Genomic DNA, 14318 nt, shown 5'->3' with positions numbered 1-14318 from the left:
CGTCGCCGCCCCGGAATCCCGAAAGGGAGTGCCGGGCAGGCAGGCAGGAGTGACGGCATGATTGCTAGGAGATCACCCGGAAAGCTGGATTCGCTCGTTACGCGGGTCCTTCTCGGGTGCGACTGCAGTTTACCACCTCGGCGACAGCGCCTCGGACGCTAGGCCGCCGGTGTGTCCGACGATGTCACATCCACCGCTGCGGCCTCCTGGCGCGCAACCGTCGCCCCCTTGAAGTCGACGGCGAGCATGAGCGGCTGCCAGCGGGTCTCCGCCGCCTCCTCCACCAGACGGGCCGCGGCGAGGCGCTGCCCCGGGTCGCTGCCGAGCACCAGGATGGACGGCCCGGCGCCCGACACGACGGCGGCGAAGCCGTTGTCGCGCAGCAGGGTGATCAGCCGGTCGGTCTCCGGCATAGCCGAGGCGCGGTAGCTCTGGTGGAGCTTGTCCTCGGTGGCCGCGTGCAGCAGCTCGGGGCTCTGGATGAGGGCCGCGACGAGCAGGGCGGAGCGGGAGACGTTGAACACCGCATCCTCGTGCGGCACGGACTGCGGCTGGAGGCTGCGGGCGAGCGCCGTCGACATGACCGTCTCGGGCACGAGGACGAGCGGCGAGACGCCGCGGTGCACGATGAGCTTCTTGAAGCGCGGGCCGTCCGGGGTCACCCAGGCGATCGTGAGGCCGCCGAACAGGGCGGGCGCCACGTTGTCCGGGTGCCCCTCCATGTCGTTGGCGAGGGCCAGCAGCTGCTGGGCGTCGAGGTCCACGACGCCTTCGAGCAGCCCCTTGGCGGCCATGATGCCGGAGACGATCGCGGCGCCGGAGGAGCCCATCCCCCGCCCGTGCGGGATGTTGTTGCGGGCGCGCAGCCGCAGCCCGGGCAGCGGCACGCCGACGGTCTCGAAGGTGTGCGCGATGGCGCGCACGACGAGGTTGCTCTCGTCGGTGGGCACCTCGCCCTCGCCGACGCCGGTCACCTCGACCGTGGCGCCGGGCTCGTCGCGCACCGACACCTCGAGCTCGTCGTACAGCGCCAGCGCGAGGCCGAGCGTGTCGAAGCCCGGCCCGAGGTTCGCGCTCGTGGCGGGCACCTTCACCACGACCGTGCGGCCGCGCAGGTCGGTCGAGCTCACGCGGTCGCCCCGGCGTTCTCCGCGGCGGAGGTGCCGCCGGCGGGCGACAGGCCGAGCACGTCGGCGATCGCGGTGGTGTCGACCGGCACGACGGTCGGCTGCACGTCGGAGCCGTCGGCGGTGCGCAGCGCCCACTGCGGGTCCTTCAGGCCGTGGCCCGTGACGGTGAGGACGACGGTGGAGCCGGCCGGGATCACGCCCGCCTCGGCACGCTCGAGCAGCCCGGCGACGCTGATCGCGGACGCCGGCTCGACGAAGATGCCGACCTCGGCGGAGAGGATGCGGTGCGCCTCGAGGATCTTGGCGTCGTCGATCGCGCCGAACCAGCCGTCGCTGTCGTCGCGCGCGTTGAGCGCGAGCTCCCACGAGGCCGGGTTGCCGATGCGGATCGCGGTGGCGATGGTGTCGGGCTCCTTGACGGCGTGGCCGAGCACGATCGGGGCGCTCCCGGCGGCCTGGAAGCCGAACATGCGCGGCAGCTTCGTCGACTCGCCGCGCTGCAGCTCCTCGGAGTAGCCGCGGTGGTAGGCGGTGTAGTTGCCCGCGTTGCCGACGGGGACGAGGTGGAAGTCCGGCGCGTCGCCGAGCGCCTCGACGACCTCGAAGGCCGCCGTCTTCTGACCCTCGATGCGGTCGGGGTTCACCGAGTTGACCAGGTGCACGGGGTAGTTGGTGGCGAGCTCGCGGGCGATGTCGAGGCAGTCGTCGAAGTTGCCCTGCACCTGCAGCAGCTGCGCGTTGTGCGCGATCGCCTGGCTGAGCTTGCCCATCGCGATCTTGCCCTCGGGCACCAGCACGACGGCCTGGATGCCCGCGTGCGTCGCGTACGCGGCCGCCGACGCGGAGGTGTTGCCGGTGGAGGCGCAGATCACGGCCTTCGCGCCGTGCTCGACGGCCTTCGAGATCGCCATGGTCATGCCGCGGTCCTTGAACGACCCGGTCGGGTTCATGCCCTCGAACTTGACGTACACGTCGGCGCCGGTGCGTGCGGAGAGCGCCGGGGCCGGGATGAGCGGCGTGCCGCCCTCGCCGAGCGTGACGATCGGAGTGGCGTCGGAGATGTTCAGGCGGTCCGCATACTCGTGCAGGACGCCTCGCCACTGACGACTGTAGGCCTTCGGCTGGGGCATTACGATCCTTCGACTCGGAGAACGGAAGAGATGGCGATCACGACGTCGCTCGCCGCGAGAGCCTCCACGGTGGCCGCGAGCGCGGCCTCCTCGGCTTCGTGGGTACCGATCACCAGGGTAGCGGTGGGGGTCGCGCCGCCGTGAATCGGGCGGGCCGCCGACGGCTCCGCGTTACCCGCGATGACGACGGGACCGGTGTGGCTCGGGACCGACTGCTGCACGGTCTCGACGCTGACGCCTCCGTCGCTCAGGATGCGCGCGACGGCGGCGAGCACGCCCGGCTGGTCCTCGACGTCGAGCGTGATCTGGTACCGGGTGACGACGCGGCCGATGTCGAGCACCGGCAGGTCGGCGTGTGTCGACTCGGCGACGCCCGGGCCGCCGACGACGTGCCGCCGGGCGGCGGAGACGACGTCGCCGAGCACCGCGGAGGCCGTCTCGACCCCACCCGCGCCCGCGCCGTAGAACATGAGGTCGCCCGCGGCCGCCGACTGCACGAACACGGCGTTGTGCGCGCCGTGCACGGCGGCGAGCGGGTGGTCGCGGCTGATCAGCGCCGGGTAGACGCGGGCCGAGACGCCCTCCTCCCCGGTCTCCCGGTCGGTGAGGCGCTCGCAGATCGCGAGGAGCTTGATGACCGCGCCGGCCTCGCGCGCCGCATCCACCTGGGCCTTGGACACGCTGGTGATGCCCTCGCGGTACACCCGCTCCAGCGGGACGGTGGTGTGGAAGGCGAGGCTGGCGAGGATGGCCGCCTTCTGCGCGGCGTCGTAGCCGCCGATGTCGGCGGTCGGGTCGGCCTCGGCGTAGCCGCGGTCGGTGGCGGTGGCGAGGGCGTCCTGCAGTGTCTCGCCGTGGATGTCCATCCGGTCGAGCACGAAGTTGGTGGTGCCGTTGACGATGCCGAGGATGCGGTTGATGCGGTCGCCGGCCAGGCTGTCCCGCAGCGGGCGGATGATCGGGATCGCGCCGGCCACGGCCGCCTCGTAGTAAAGCTGCGCGCCCACCTGCTCGGCGGCCTCGAAGAGCTCGGGGCCGTGCGTCGCGAGGAGGGCCTTGTTCGCGGTGATCACGTCGGCGCCGGAGTTGAGCGCCTCGAGCACGTACCCGCGGGCCGGCTCGATGCCGCCCATCAGCTCCACGACGATGTCCGCGCCGAGGATGAGGGAGCTCGCGTCGGTCGTGAACAGCTCGCGCGGCAGGTCGACGTCGCGCGACGCATCCACGTCGCGTACGGCGATGCCGACGAGCTCGAGCCGGGCGCCGATGCGGGAGGCGAACTCGTCGCCCTGCTCCAGCAGCAGCCGGGCCACCTGGGAGCCGACGGAACCGGCCCCGAGCAGGGCCACACGGAGGTTGCGGTACTCGATCATGCGCGGTCGCTCTCCTTCGATGCGAGGGGACGGGCGGCGGCGGGGTCGTACGCGGCGTCGCGCGCGAGCAGGTCGTCGATCGTCTCGCCGCGGACGATGACGCGGGCGTCGCCGTCGCGCACGGCGACGACCGGCGGCCGGCCGAGGAAGTTGTAGTTGCTGGCCAGCGACCAGCAGTAGGCGCCGGTCGCCGGGACGGCGAGCAGGTCGCCCGGCGTCACATCGCCGGGGAGGTACTCGGCGTTCACCACGATGTCGCCGCTCTCGCAGTGCTTGCCGGCCACGCGGACGAGGGCCGGAGCGGCGGTCGAGGTGCGGTTCGCGATGCGGGCCGAGTACTCGGCCTCGTACAGCGCGGGGCGCGCGTTGTCGCTCATCCCCCCGTCGACGCTGACGTAGCGCCGGACGGCGGTCTCGCCGTCGTCCTGGAAGGCGACCGGGACGTCCTTCGTCGTGCCCACCGTGTAGAGGGTCAGCCCGGCGGTGCCGATGATCGACCGGCCCGGCTCGAAGGCGACGACCGGCGCCGGTATGCCGAGCTGCTCGCATCCCGCCGCCACCGTCTCCGCGATTCGGTGGGCGAGTTCGTCGATCGGCGCGGGGTCGTCGGCGGACGTGTAGGCGATGCCGAAGCCGCCGCCGAGGTTCAGCTCGGGGACGTCGCCGCCCTCCAGCAGCTGCGCGTGCAGGCTGAGCAGGCGCGCAGCGGACTCGGCGAAGCCGTCCGCCCCGAAGATCTGCGAGCCGATGTGGCAGTGCAGCCCGCGGAACGCGAGCGACGGGTGCGACCGGATGCGCCCGACGGCGTCGACCGCGTGCTCGAGCGCGATCCCGAACTTCTGGTCCTCGTGGCTGGTCGCGAGGAACGCGTGGGTGTGGGCGTGCACACCGCTGTTGACGCGCAGGCGGACGCTCTGCACGACGCCGTGCCGCTCGGCCGCGGCCGCGACGCGGTCGATCTCCTGGATGCTGTCGATGACGATGGCGCCGACCCCGACCGAGACGGCCCGGTCGATCTCGGCGAGCGACTTGTTGTTGCCGTGGAAGCCGAGCCGCTCCGGGTCGACGCCGGCCGCGAGTGCGACGGCGAGCTCTCCCCCGCTGCAGACGTCGATGAACAGGCCGGCGGCATCCATCCACCGCGCGACCTCGACGCTCAGGAACGCCTTGCCGGCGTAGTACACCTTCGCGGCGGTGCCGATGTCGGCGAAGGCGCGCTCGAAGGCGGTGCGCACCTCGGCCGCGCGCGACCGCGCATCCTCCTCGTCGACGACGTAGAGCGGGGTGCCGAAGCGCTCGGCGAGCTCACCGACGGGGACGCCCCCGACGGACAGCGCGTCGCCGTCGCGGCGGACGGTGCGCGACCAGAGTCCCGGCGCGAGCGCGTTGGCGTCGGCGGGGACGCGCAACCACGACGGAGCGAGCGGATTGGGGGCGGCGGCGGGGGCGTTCGCGCTGCGGGCAGCGACGTCGGAATCGGCCATAGGGATCCTCACGGGTGGCGACGAGTGGGGGCCTCCTAGGCGAGCGGACCCGGATTGGCCCCTGAAGCCGGATGGAGAAACAGCAGAAGTCTATCGAGGCCGCGACCCGCGCTCGGTGCGTGTTACGGCGGGGATCCGCGTCACCATGCCGAAGCAGTGGCGGTCTCTAGAGGTGAGCACGACGACCGAGAGGACATCGCCATGAGCACCTTCACCTACGACCTCCGCGTGCAGGGCTGCACCCGGACCCGGCTGGCCGCGTACGCCCGCAGCCTCTCCGAGCGGCCGGTGCTCAGCATCCAGCCCATTGACGCCCCCGCGGACGCGTCCCACGGCGCCTACCGCGTGGTCGTGCGGCCCGACGGCCAGGGCCTCGACGCTGCGACGACGATCGCCCGGCTCGCCTGGCTTCTGAAGGCGACGGGGCGGCTCGTCTCGGTGCAGCCGCGCTCCTGAGCCGGCCCGAACGGTCGGGCCGGCCGGCGCAGTCGGGCTAGGAGCAGCTGCCCTTGCTGTTGAGGAACTTCTGGTCCATGACGACATCGGAGGCCGTCAGCGTCACCGTCGCGTGACCCGGGGTCACGGCGATGTCGGACACCTGCACGCCGTCCGGGAGGTACTGCGCGGCGCAGACCGGGAACGGACCCTGCGACGTCAGCGCCTGCAGCAGCTTGTCGAGGTTGACGTTGCCCGCACCGGTCTTGAGCGAGGCCTTCTCGGGTTTGAGGAGGACCTGCTTCCCCGCCGCCTCCGGGGTGGCGGTCACGGTGTAGCCGACCGGCAGGCCGAGGAGGTTGAGCGAGCCGTCGTAGCCGATGGTCCCGTCACCCAGGGTGATGTCGCCGGTGGCGCCCGGGATCTTGACGAGCTTGTTGAGCGATTCCTGGGTGATAGAGATCGTGCCCGTCGCCTCGGAGATCGGCTTCGACAGGTCGGTCGGCACGCCGGTCGCGACGAGCTTCGCGCTCAGCGGGGCCCCCTGGACGACCGCGTTCGGCGCATCCAGCTCCACCCGCTGGAACGAGCCGGCGAGGTACTGCTGGATGACCGAGAAGCCGCCGATGCGGGTCGTGACCTTGCCCTGGACGTCGGCCGGCAGGTTCTTCTGGACCTCCGCGGAGACCCGCTGCTCGGCGTACGCGCGGGCGGCGCCGTCGACCACGACCAGCAGCACGACGATCACGACGACCGGGATGCCGATCCACAGCAGCAGGCGCAGCCAGAGCGGACGCCGCCGCCGGGTGGTCCGCTCCCCCACCTCCGGGAGCACGCGGGTCGTGCTGTCGCTCATCACATGCGGTCCGGTGCGGAGACGCCCAGGAGGCCCAGGCCGTTGCGGATGACCTGACCGGTCGCGTCGTTCAGCCACAGACGCGTGCGGTGCAGGTCGGTCACGGGCTCGTCGCCGTGCGGGAGCACGCGGGTGGAGCCGTCGCGGACGGCGTACCAGGCGTGGTACAGCCCGGCGAGCTCCTCGATGTAGCGGGCGACCCGGTGCGGCTCGCGCAGTTCCGCCGCCTGGGCGACGATGCGCGGGAACTCCTGCAGGCCGCCGAGCAGGGCGGACTCCGTCTCGTGGGTGAGCCGCTCCGGCGCGAAGGTGCTGTGGTCGACGCCCGCCTTCTCGGCGTTCGCGGCCACCGAGCGCGTGCGCGCGTGGGCGTACTGCACGTAGAAGACCGGGTTCTCGTTGCTGCGCTTCGCCAGCAGGTCGAGGTCGATGTCGAGCTGCGAGTCGGTGGACGAGCGGACCAGGGCGTAGCGGGCGGCGTCGACGCCCACCGCATCCACCAGGTCGTCGAGCGTGACGATGGTGCCGGCGCGCTTCGACATGCGGACGGGCTCGCCGTCCTTCACCAGGTTGACGAGCTGACCGATGAGGATCTGCAGGTTCACGTTCGGGACGTCGCCGAACGCCTCGACCATCGCCATCATGCGGCCGATGTAGCCGTGGTGGTCGGCGCCCAGCATGATGATGTTCTGCTCGAAGCCGCGCTCGCGCTTGTCGAGGTAGTAGCCGAGGTCGCCCGAGATGTAGGCCGGCTCGCCGTTGGAGCGGATCACGACGCGGTCGCGGTCGTCGCCGAAGGTCGTGGTGCGGAGCCAGATCGCGCCGTCGGCCTCGAAGATGTGGCCCTGCTCCTGAAGGCGCTGGATGGCGCGCTCGACGGCGCCCGACTCGTGCAGCGAGTCCTCGTGGAAGTACACGTCGAAGTCGACGCCGAACGAGTGGAGGCGCTGCTTGATCTCCTCGAACATCAGCTGCGTGCCGATCGAGCGGAACACCTCCTGCTGCTCCTCGCGCGGGAGCGTGCTGAGGTCGGTGCCCTGCGCCGCGGCCTCGGCGACGACGCGCTCGGCGATCTCGCCGATGTAGGCGCCGCCGTAGCCGTCCTCTGGCGTCGGCTCGCCCAGGTAGGCGGCGAGGAGGCTGCGCGCGAAGCGGTCGATCTGCGAGCCGTGGTCGTTGAAATAGTACTCGCGCGTCACATCCGCGCCCTCGGCCTGCAGGATGCGGGCCAGGCTGTCGCCGACGGCTGCCCAGCGCGCGCCGCCCATGTGGACGGGACCGGTCGGGTTGGCGGAGACGAACTCCAGGTTCACGCGGAGGCCGTCGTAGATGTCGCCGCGGCCGTACGCCTCGCCCGACTCCACGATGGTCTGCGCCAGCTGCCCGGCGGCGGCGGCCTCCAGGCGGAAGTTGATGAAGCCGGGGCCGGCGACCTCGGCGGAGGCGACTCCGTCGATCCCGGCGGCGGCGGTCGCGATCTGCTCGGCGAGCTCGCGGGGGTTCGCGCCGACCTTCTTGGCCAGACGCATGGCCGCATTCGACGCCCAGTCGCCGTGCTCGCGGTTCTTGGGCCGCTCGAGGGGCACGTCGTCGACGGTCAGCGTCAGCTGCGGCACGTCCGCCCCGGCCTCGCGTCGCTGCTCGACGACCGTCGTGACGATGTCGAGAAGGGCGGCGGAGAGGTCAGCAGGAGTCATGAGGAACGATTCTACCGGGGCGCCGGCGGGCCTCGCGGCTCTCCCGTGCGGGGGTTGTCCGTGTGCGGGTTGATAGGGTCGTCGCGGACGCGCGCTCCCGCACGGCGCGCGCCGAGCAGAGAGACGACACGCAGCATGCCATCCACCACCCGCCGCTCCGCCCTCCTCACCGCCACGACCGCGCTCGGTCTGGTCGCCGCGCTCGCGCTGACCGGATGCTCCCCGTCGGCGAAGCCCGCCGCGTCACCGAGCGGCACCGCGGCCGCCGGCGGGACGACGTCGACCCCCGTCGCGACACCGGTCCCCACCCCGTCCGACCCGCCGACGCCGGTGGGACTGACCTGCGACCAGGTGCTGACCGCCGACCAGCTGTACGCCTTCAACCCGAACTACGGCGCCGACCCCGGGTACGCGCCGAAGGACGGCTCGCTCGAGAAGAAGATCGCGGACTGGCAGGGCGTGGCGTGCGCCTGGCTCAACCAGACGAGCGGCGACGTCATCGAGGTGGCGGTCGCGAAGCCGCCGGCCAGCGAGCTGGAGGGGCTGAAGAACGCGGCCATCACGAACGCGAAGCCGGTGCCGACCTACGGCGTCCCGCCGACGGTCGAGGGCTACTTCGAGCCCGGCACGGCCGGCCAGGTGCAGGTGTTCCGGGGCGGGTACTGGATCGTCGCCGAGTCGCCCGCCTTCTTCGAGCCGGGCGACGCGGCCCCGCTCATGGAGCCTGTGCTGGGGAACGTTCCGGCATTCTGAGCCCGGCGCCGTGAGTGGCGGGAGGAGTCGCGCCAGGATGTCACAAGCCCGCCCGCGGGGATGCTAGCCTGGTTCGGCACCCTGGCCCCCATAGCTCAGGGGATAGAGCGTCTGCCTCCGGAGCAGAAGGCCGTAGGTTCAAATCCTACTGGGGGCACCACTGATCGAGATCCCATGGACTGTTCCTACTTCGACGCCGGCGTGTGCCGCTCGTGCACCCTCATGGGCGTGCCGTATGCGGAGCAGCTCGAGGGCAAGGAGCGTCTGGCCCGGGACCTGCTCGCGCCGTTCGGCGACGCGGTCTGGCTGCCCGCCGTGGCGAGCGCCGAATCCGGGTACCGGAACAAGGCGAAGATGGTGATCGGCGGCACGATCGAGGCGCCGACGATCGGCATCCTCGACGAGGCGGGACGCGGCGTCGACCTCCGGGAGTGCGGCATCTGCGCACCCGGAATCCGCGCGGCACTCCCCGTGCTCGCGCGGTTCGTCGCGCGCCAGCGGCTGGAGCCCTACCGCGTGCCGGAGCGCCGCGGCGAGCTCAAGTTCGTGCTGGTGACGGAGTCGCCCGACGGCGAGCTGATGGTGCGGTTCGTCGCGCGGTCGGAACAGACGGTCGCGCGCGTCCGGGCGGGACTCGGCTGGTTGCAGGCGGAGCTGCCGCAGGCGCGGGTCGTGACCGTCAACCTCCAGCCGGAGCACAAGGCCGTGGTCGAGGGCGACACCGACGTGGTGCTCACCCGGGAATCGGCGCTGTCGATGCGGCTGGGCGACGTGTCGCTCCGGCTGCGGCCGCAGAGCTTCTTCCAGACCAATACGGACGTCGCCCGGGAGCTGTATGCGCAGGTCGCCGCCTGGGTGGACGACGTCTCCCCCGCGTCGGTCTGGGACCTGTACTGCGGCGTCGGCGGTTTCGCCCTGCACGTCGCGGCGCCCGGCCGCCGGGTCGTCGGGGTGGAGACCAGCCGGGAGGCGGTGCGCAGTGCCCGCGCGAGCGCGGCGGCCGCGGGGCTGCCGCAGGTCGCGTTCCGGGCGGGCGACGCCACGGCGTTCGCGCTGAACGCGGCGACGGCTCCGGAGCTCGTGATCGTGAACCCGCCGCGGCGCGGCATCGGCGCCGACCTCGCCGGGTGGCTCGAAGGGTCGGGGGCGCCGAGCGTCGTCTACTCCAGCTGCAACCCGAAAAGCCTCGCGCACGACCTGGCCCGGATGCCGTCGTACCGCGTGCGCGCGGGACGCGTGCTCGACATGTTCCCGCAGACCGGCCACATGGAGGTCGCGGTGCTGCTGGAGCGGGTGGCGTAGTCCGGCGGGCCAGCGGGCGGCGTGGGGCGGCGGTCCCGGGCGCGCTAGTGGCGGCCCAGCGGGCGGGGGCGCTCAGGAGTCGCGGCGGATCCAGCGGAACGTGATGCGGCAGGCGATCAGTCCGCCGACCAGCCACACCAGCAGGACGACGGCCACCCAGCCGAGCTCCCAGCTGCCGTTGGGCTCCTGGGCGACGAAGTCCGACGGCAGGAAGACGCTCCGCAGGCCCTGCGCGATCCATTTCAGCGGGAAGACGGAGGCCACGTTCTGCAGCCAGTCCGGCAGGACGTTGAACGGGATGTAGACCCCGGAGATGAACTGCAGGATCAGAACGATCGGGATGACGACGGCGGTCGCGCTCCGGCCCGTGCGCGGGACGGCGGACAGCGCGATCCCGAGCACCGCGGAGGTGATGATGCTCAGCGCGTAGATCCAGGCGAAGCGGAGCCACAGCTCCGGCTCGGTCGGCAGCGCCACGTCGAACGCGAGACGGGCGACGACCAGGAGCAGGCCGATCTGGAGGACGCTCGTCGCGACGACCTGGCCCATCTTGCCGAGGAAGTACGAGAACACCGGCAGCGGGGTCCCGCCGAGCCGTTTCAGCGTCCCGTCGCTCCGCTCCCCCGCGATGTCGACGGCGAGGTTCTGCACGCCGGAGAGCAGGATCCCGGCGGCGATCATTCCGGGCAGGTAGTAGGCGGCGCGGGTGATCCCTCCGCTGCCGTCCGGTGCGGCGCCGACGTTGCCGAGCCCTTGGAAGGCGACGGAGAAGATCCCGAGCATGACGACCGGGAACAGGAAGGTGAAGAAGATGGTGTCGCCCTGCCGGAAGTACATCATCGTCTCGTAGCGGGCGCGCTCCACCCCGAGCCCGATCGCGGTCATCGCGACACCTCCGCGGCCTCGTTCGCCTCGTGCACCAGGTCGAAGTAGATGTCTTCGAGGTTCGGGCGCACCACCTCCAGCGCGACCGGCTCGCCCCCGGCCTCGGCGGCGAGGCGGGCGACCAGGGACGCGGGGTTCTCGGTGCGCTCGCTCCGTTCGGTCCCGGAGGCGTCGCGCCAGCGGACGATCGGGATGCGGGCGGAGGGGCCACCCAACTCGTCGATCGCGCCCATCGCGATCAGCCGCCCCTGGCCGATGACGGCGGCCCGATCGCTGAGCTGCGCCGCCTCGTCGAGGTAGTGCGTGGTGAGCAGGATGGTGGTGCCCTCGCGCTTCAGGGAGCGGATGAGCTCCCAGAACTGCCGTCGGGCCTCGGGGTCGAACCCGGTGGTCGGCTCGTCCAGGAACAGCACCTCGGGGCGCCCGATCACGCCGAGCGCCACATCCAGCCGCCGACGCTGACCGCCGGACAGATTGCGCACGCGCGTCCGGGCCTTCTCGGTGAGGCCGACGGCGGCGATCACCTCGTCGACGTCGCGGCGGGCCGGGTAGAAGCGGGCGAAGTGCGTCAGCTGTTCGCGGACGGTGACGTTCGGCGCTTCGGCGCTGGTCTGGAGGACGATGCCCAGCCGGGCCTTCCAGGCGGTGCCTCCGGACGCGGGATCGACGCCGAGGACCGTCACCTGACCGGCGGTGCGGTGGCGGTAGCCCTCGAGGATCTCGATGGTCGTGCTCTTGCCGGCGCCGTTCGGCCCGAGCAGGGCGAACGTCTCGCCCGCCGCGATGTCGAAGTCGACGCCGCGCACGGCGCTGACCGCCCCGTAGGACTTGGCCAGGCCGCGGACGACCACCGCGCTGTCGCTGCTCACGGGGCTCAGTATGGCAAACCCTGGTGACGCGCGACGATGTCGGCGGGGCGACGGCGTCTCACCGCCGAGCCCGCGGGGCCGCTCTGTCGCGCCGCCGAACTCGCGGGGCCCGGTTACGGCCCCGCGGTTCGGCGGCTCGGCGGCTCGACGGCCTCGCGACTCGGCCGCTCGGGTCAGCTCGCGGCGGTCTCGCGCTTCGGGAGCTTCCAGCCCGGGCGCACGAAGTGGCAGGTGTAGCCCCACGGGATGCGCTCGAGGTAGTCCTGGTGCTCCGGCTCGGCCTCCCAGAACGGGCCGGCCGCGGACACCTCGGTGACCACCTTGCCGGGCCAGAGACCCGAGGCGTCGACGTCGGCGATGGTGTCCTCGGCGACGCGGCGCTGCTCGTCGTCCGCGTAGAAGATCGCGGAGCGGTAGCTGGTGCCGATGTCGTTGCCCTGCCGGTTCTTGGTCGACGGGTCGTGGATCTGGAAGAAGAACTCGAGCAGGTCGCGGTAGCTGGTGCGCTCCGGGTCGTACTCGATCTCGATGGCCTCGGCGTGGGTGCCGTGGTTGCGGTAGGTGGCGTTGGGGACGTCTCCGCCGGTGTAGCCCACGCGCGTGCTCACCACGCCGGGGAGCTTGCGGATGAGGTCCTGCATACCCCAGAAACAGCCTCCTGCGAGGATGGCCTTCTGCGTCATGGTGTTACTCCTTCGTTCGGGTCGTTACTTGGTGAAAAGGTGGGCGTACTGGCCGTATCCGGCGGACTCCAGCTCGGCGAGCGGAACGAACCGCATGGCCGCCGAGTTGATGCAGTAGCGCAGGCCGCCGGCCTCGGCGGGCCCGTCGTCGAACAGGTGCCCGAGGTGGCTGTCGCCGTGGGCGGAGCGGACCTCGGTCCGGACCATCCCGTAGGTGCGGTCGGTCTTCTCGACGATGTTGGCGGGCTCGACCGGCACGGTGAAGCTCGGCCAGCCGGAGCGGCTGTCGTACTTGTTCACGGACGCGAAGAGCGGCTCGCCCGACACGATGTCGACGTACAGGCCCTCCTCGTGGTTGTTCCAGAACTCGTTGCGGAACGCCGGCTCGGTCGCGGCCTCCTGCGTCACCGCGTACTGCTGCGGCGTCAGCTTGGAGACGGCCTCCGGGCTCTTGCGGTAGTCCTGTGTCACGTTTCCTCCTCGTGCGGCGCGCTGGCTGCGACGCCGTCAGTAGGTGGAACACCGGTCAGGCCCGGGATGGTCCCGGTGTTCCTGTGAGTTCGCCGAGTGCCGCTGCACGCGGATGGGAGCGGGGACCGCTGTTCAGTTCTTCGGGCTGCGCGTGCCGAAGTACACCGCCACCGCCACGATCAGCAGCCCAGCGGCGAACACCAGCAGGGTCACCCACCAGGGCACAGCCACCGTCAGCGCGACCGTGTCGTTGCACTCCTGCCCGCTCGGCGGAGCCGTCGCGCACGAGGCGTTGACGATGCGTTCCGGAAGGGTCGGCATCCCGTCACGGTAGCGCAGCCGGTCGGAGCAGGGAACGGATGGACGCGAGCACTGTCGGCCAGTCCTCCATGACCTGGGCGGCCGAGACGCGGAGCCGGGCGGAGCCCTGGCGCGCGAGCACCGCATCCCGAGCCCGGTCCCGTTCGAACGACTGCCGGTCGCTGTGGAACGCGAAACCGTCGATCTCGAGGAAGAGCACGCCGTCGACGCGCATGTCGACGCGGCCGACTCCGGCAACGTGCACCTGCTGTTCGACGAGGTGGCCGAGAGCGTGCAGCCGTTGTCGGACAAGCGACTCCACGCCGGACTCGGAACCCGGTCGCGCGAGCGCGGCGAGACTCGTCACCCGCGCCGGCTGTCTCTCCAGGATGCGGGGAATCGCGAGCGGCGTCGTCAGCCCCGCTGAGATGGCGGTGTCGAAGACCGCGATGGCGGTCTCCCGGTCGGCGCACCGCGCGACGGAGCGCAAGCAGTCGGCGAAGGTCACCCGCCACAGCTGCTCGTCGTGCTCGGTCGGCAGCCAATGCCGCACCGCCGCGACGGCCGGGCCGGCCCGGGCGTTGGGCGGATGCTGCAGATGCAGCCGGGTGTCGGTGCCCGACCAGAGACCGTAGGTGCGGGCCGCCGAGACGCAGGAGAGCCGCCCGCGCGCGGTGACGGCCGCCACCGCCAGCGGCGGCGCCGACGGTGCGACGTAGATGCCCTTGCGGAGGCGATGAAGCCGGCCGTCGGCGACCGCGGCGGTGAGCTCCGGAGAGGAGGCGCCGGCGGCTCGCAACTGGTGGGTGGTGGCGATTCCGCCGAGGCGCTGGAGGAGGTGTTCGTCGATCATGGGTCCAGCCTCGCGGGGGCGCGGCTGGCGCGGCGCTCGGGGAGCGAATCTGTGGAGAACCGGTCGCGGGCCGTGGCTGTGGAACGGAGGAGAAAGG

At 71.8% G+C, this 14318-nt stretch carries 15 protein-coding genes and 1 tRNA gene; 4 read left to right on the top strand and 12 right to left on the bottom strand.

Annotation, left to right across the window (positions count from 1 at the left end; translation table 11 throughout):
• Window positions 1-158 precede the first annotated feature (158 nt).
• Genes thrB through lysA form a run of 4 tightly spaced genes read right to left on the bottom strand, consistent with a single transcriptional unit; the run spans window position 159 to window position 5117 of the window.
• Window positions 159-1130 (bottom strand): homoserine kinase, encoded by a 972-nt coding sequence (gene thrB, locus J2W45_RS01055; RefSeq protein WP_310128265.1) that lies wholly within the window; start codon window positions 1128-1130, stop codon window positions 159-161.
• The gene (gene thrC / locus J2W45_RS01050) at window positions 1127-2260 is read right to left on the bottom strand and encodes a threonine synthase (protein ID WP_310128263.1); all 1134 of its coding nucleotides are present in this window, start codon (window positions 2258-2260) and stop codon (window positions 1127-1129) included. The genes thrB and thrC overlap by 4 nt, the downstream gene beginning before the upstream one ends.
• A complete protein-coding gene (locus J2W45_RS01045; RefSeq protein ID WP_310128261.1) occupies window positions 2260-3633 on the bottom strand; it encodes a homoserine dehydrogenase in 1374 nt (457 codons plus the stop codon). Before J2W45_RS01045 ends, thrC begins: the two co-directional genes overlap by 1 nt.
• On the bottom strand, window positions 3630-5117 hold the full coding sequence (lysA, locus tag J2W45_RS01040) for a diaminopimelate decarboxylase (RefSeq protein WP_310128259.1): 1488 nt from the start codon (window positions 5115-5117) through the stop codon (window positions 3630-3632). The genes J2W45_RS01045 and lysA overlap by 4 nt, the downstream gene beginning before the upstream one ends.
• Before the next feature lie 201 nt (window positions 5118-5318).
• Between lysA and J2W45_RS01035 the strand changes: the two genes are divergently transcribed.
• Window positions 5319-5573 carry a hypothetical protein gene (locus tag J2W45_RS01035; RefSeq protein ID WP_310128257.1) on the top strand — a complete coding sequence of 85 codons (255 nt, stop codon included), beginning with the start codon at window positions 5319-5321 and terminating at the stop codon, window positions 5571-5573.
• A 37-nt stretch (window positions 5574-5610) separates the two neighbouring features.
• On the opposite strand, the gene J2W45_RS01030 is transcribed toward J2W45_RS01035, so the two are convergent.
• Both J2W45_RS01030 and argS read right to left on the bottom strand, forming a co-directional pair.
• Window positions 5611-6408 carry an LmeA family phospholipid-binding protein gene (locus J2W45_RS01030; RefSeq protein ID WP_310128256.1) on the bottom strand — a complete coding sequence of 266 codons (798 nt, stop codon included), beginning with the start codon at window positions 6406-6408 and terminating at the stop codon, window positions 5611-5613.
• Window positions 6408-8105 carry an arginine--tRNA ligase gene (gene argS, locus J2W45_RS01025; RefSeq protein WP_310128254.1) on the bottom strand — a complete coding sequence of 566 codons (1698 nt, stop codon included), beginning with the start codon at window positions 8103-8105 and terminating at the stop codon, window positions 6408-6410. The genes J2W45_RS01030 and argS overlap by 1 nt, the downstream gene beginning before the upstream one ends.
• Before the next feature lie 135 nt (window positions 8106-8240).
• Here argS and J2W45_RS01020 point away from each other — a divergent pair, with 135 nt between their 5' ends.
• The 3 genes from J2W45_RS01020 (at window position 8241) to rlmC (ending at window position 10160) form a co-directional block, all read left to right on the top strand.
• A complete protein-coding gene (locus tag J2W45_RS01020) occupies window positions 8241-8858 on the top strand; it encodes an iron ABC transporter ATP-binding protein (RefSeq protein WP_310128250.1) in 618 nt (205 codons plus the stop codon).
• Window positions 8859-8942: 84 nt separating this feature from the next.
• Window positions 8943-9018, top strand: a tRNA-Arg gene (locus J2W45_RS01015).
• Between the two features lie 14 nt (window positions 9019-9032).
• Complete coding sequence (gene rlmC / locus J2W45_RS01010; RefSeq protein WP_310128248.1) at window positions 9033-10160, top strand: 23S rRNA (uracil(747)-C(5))-methyltransferase RlmC; 1128 nt, start codon at window positions 9033-9035, stop codon at window positions 10158-10160.
• A gap of 72 nt (window positions 10161-10232) precedes the next feature.
• Here rlmC and J2W45_RS01005 read toward each other — a convergent pair whose 3' ends face one another.
• From J2W45_RS01005 to J2W45_RS00980, 6 genes are all read right to left on the bottom strand, one after another.
• The gene (locus J2W45_RS01005) at window positions 10233-11045 is read right to left on the bottom strand and encodes an ABC transporter permease (RefSeq protein WP_310128247.1); all 813 of its coding nucleotides are present in this window, start codon (window positions 11043-11045) and stop codon (window positions 10233-10235) included.
• Entirely contained in the window at window positions 11042-11914 is an 873-nt protein-coding gene (locus tag J2W45_RS01000; RefSeq protein WP_310128245.1) for an ABC transporter ATP-binding protein, read from the bottom strand. The genes J2W45_RS01005 and J2W45_RS01000 overlap by 4 nt, the downstream gene beginning before the upstream one ends.
• A gap of 173 nt (window positions 11915-12087) precedes the next feature.
• Window positions 12088-12597 (bottom strand): peptide-methionine (S)-S-oxide reductase MsrA, encoded by a 510-nt coding sequence (msrA, locus tag J2W45_RS00995; RefSeq protein ID WP_310128242.1) that lies wholly within the window; start codon window positions 12595-12597, stop codon window positions 12088-12090.
• Between the two features lie 24 nt (window positions 12598-12621).
• Entirely contained in the window at window positions 12622-13068 is a 447-nt protein-coding gene (gene msrB, locus J2W45_RS00990; RefSeq protein WP_310128240.1) for a peptide-methionine (R)-S-oxide reductase MsrB, read from the bottom strand.
• A gap of 132 nt (window positions 13069-13200) precedes the next feature.
• Entirely contained in the window at window positions 13201-13389 is a 189-nt protein-coding gene (locus tag J2W45_RS00985; RefSeq protein WP_310128238.1) for a hypothetical protein, read from the bottom strand.
• Window positions 13390-13393: 4 nt separating this feature from the next.
• Entirely contained in the window at window positions 13394-14221 is an 828-nt protein-coding gene (locus J2W45_RS00980; RefSeq protein ID WP_310128234.1) for a type IV toxin-antitoxin system AbiEi family antitoxin domain-containing protein, read from the bottom strand.
• Window positions 14222-14318 lie beyond the last annotated feature (97 nt).

Source organism: Leifsonia shinshuensis (genome assembly GCF_031456835.1).
Taxonomy (GTDB): domain Bacteria; phylum Actinomycetota; class Actinomycetes; order Actinomycetales; family Microbacteriaceae; genus Leifsonia; species Leifsonia shinshuensis_C.
The sequence above is the reverse complement of the archived record's forward strand: the minus strand, read 5'-3'. Positions and strand labels throughout refer to the sequence as shown.

What these genes read in the sequence shown, in the direction of transcription:
- thrC (WP_310128263.1), bottom strand. Translation starts at nt 2,260, where the DNA reads ATGCCCCAGCCGAAGGCCTACAGTCGTCAGTGGCGAGGCGTCCTGCAC.
- J2W45_RS01045 (WP_310128261.1), bottom strand. Translation starts at nt 3,633, where the DNA reads ATGATCGAGTACCGCAACCTCCGTGTGGCCCTGCTCGGGGCCGGTTCC.
- lysA (WP_310128259.1), bottom strand. Translation starts at nt 5,117, where the DNA reads ATGGCCGATTCCGACGTCGCTGCCCGCAGCGCGAACGCCCCCGCCGCC.
- J2W45_RS01035 (WP_310128257.1), top strand. Translation starts at nt 5,319, where the DNA reads ATGAGCACCTTCACCTACGACCTCCGCGTGCAGGGCTGCACCCGGACC.
- J2W45_RS01030 (WP_310128256.1), bottom strand. Translation starts at nt 6,408, where the DNA reads ATGAGCGACAGCACGACCCGCGTGCTCCCGGAGGTGGGGGAGCGGACC.
- argS (WP_310128254.1), bottom strand. Translation starts at nt 8,105, where the DNA reads ATGACTCCTGCTGACCTCTCCGCCGCCCTTCTCGACATCGTCACGACG.
- J2W45_RS01020 (WP_310128250.1), top strand. Translation starts at nt 8,241, where the DNA reads ATGCCATCCACCACCCGCCGCTCCGCCCTCCTCACCGCCACGACCGCG.
- rlmC (WP_310128248.1), top strand. Translation starts at nt 9,033, where the DNA reads ATGGACTGTTCCTACTTCGACGCCGGCGTGTGCCGCTCGTGCACCCTC.
- J2W45_RS01005 (WP_310128247.1), bottom strand. Translation starts at nt 11,045, where the DNA reads ATGACCGCGATCGGGCTCGGGGTGGAGCGCGCCCGCTACGAGACGATG.
- msrA (WP_310128242.1), bottom strand. Translation starts at nt 12,597, where the DNA reads ATGACGCAGAAGGCCATCCTCGCAGGAGGCTGTTTCTGGGGTATGCAG.
- J2W45_RS00985 (WP_310128238.1), bottom strand. Translation starts at nt 13,389, where the DNA reads ATGCCGACCCTTCCGGAACGCATCGTCAACGCCTCGTGCGCGACGGCT.
- J2W45_RS00980 (WP_310128234.1), bottom strand. Translation starts at nt 14,221, where the DNA reads ATGATCGACGAACACCTCCTCCAGCGCCTCGGCGGAATCGCCACCACC.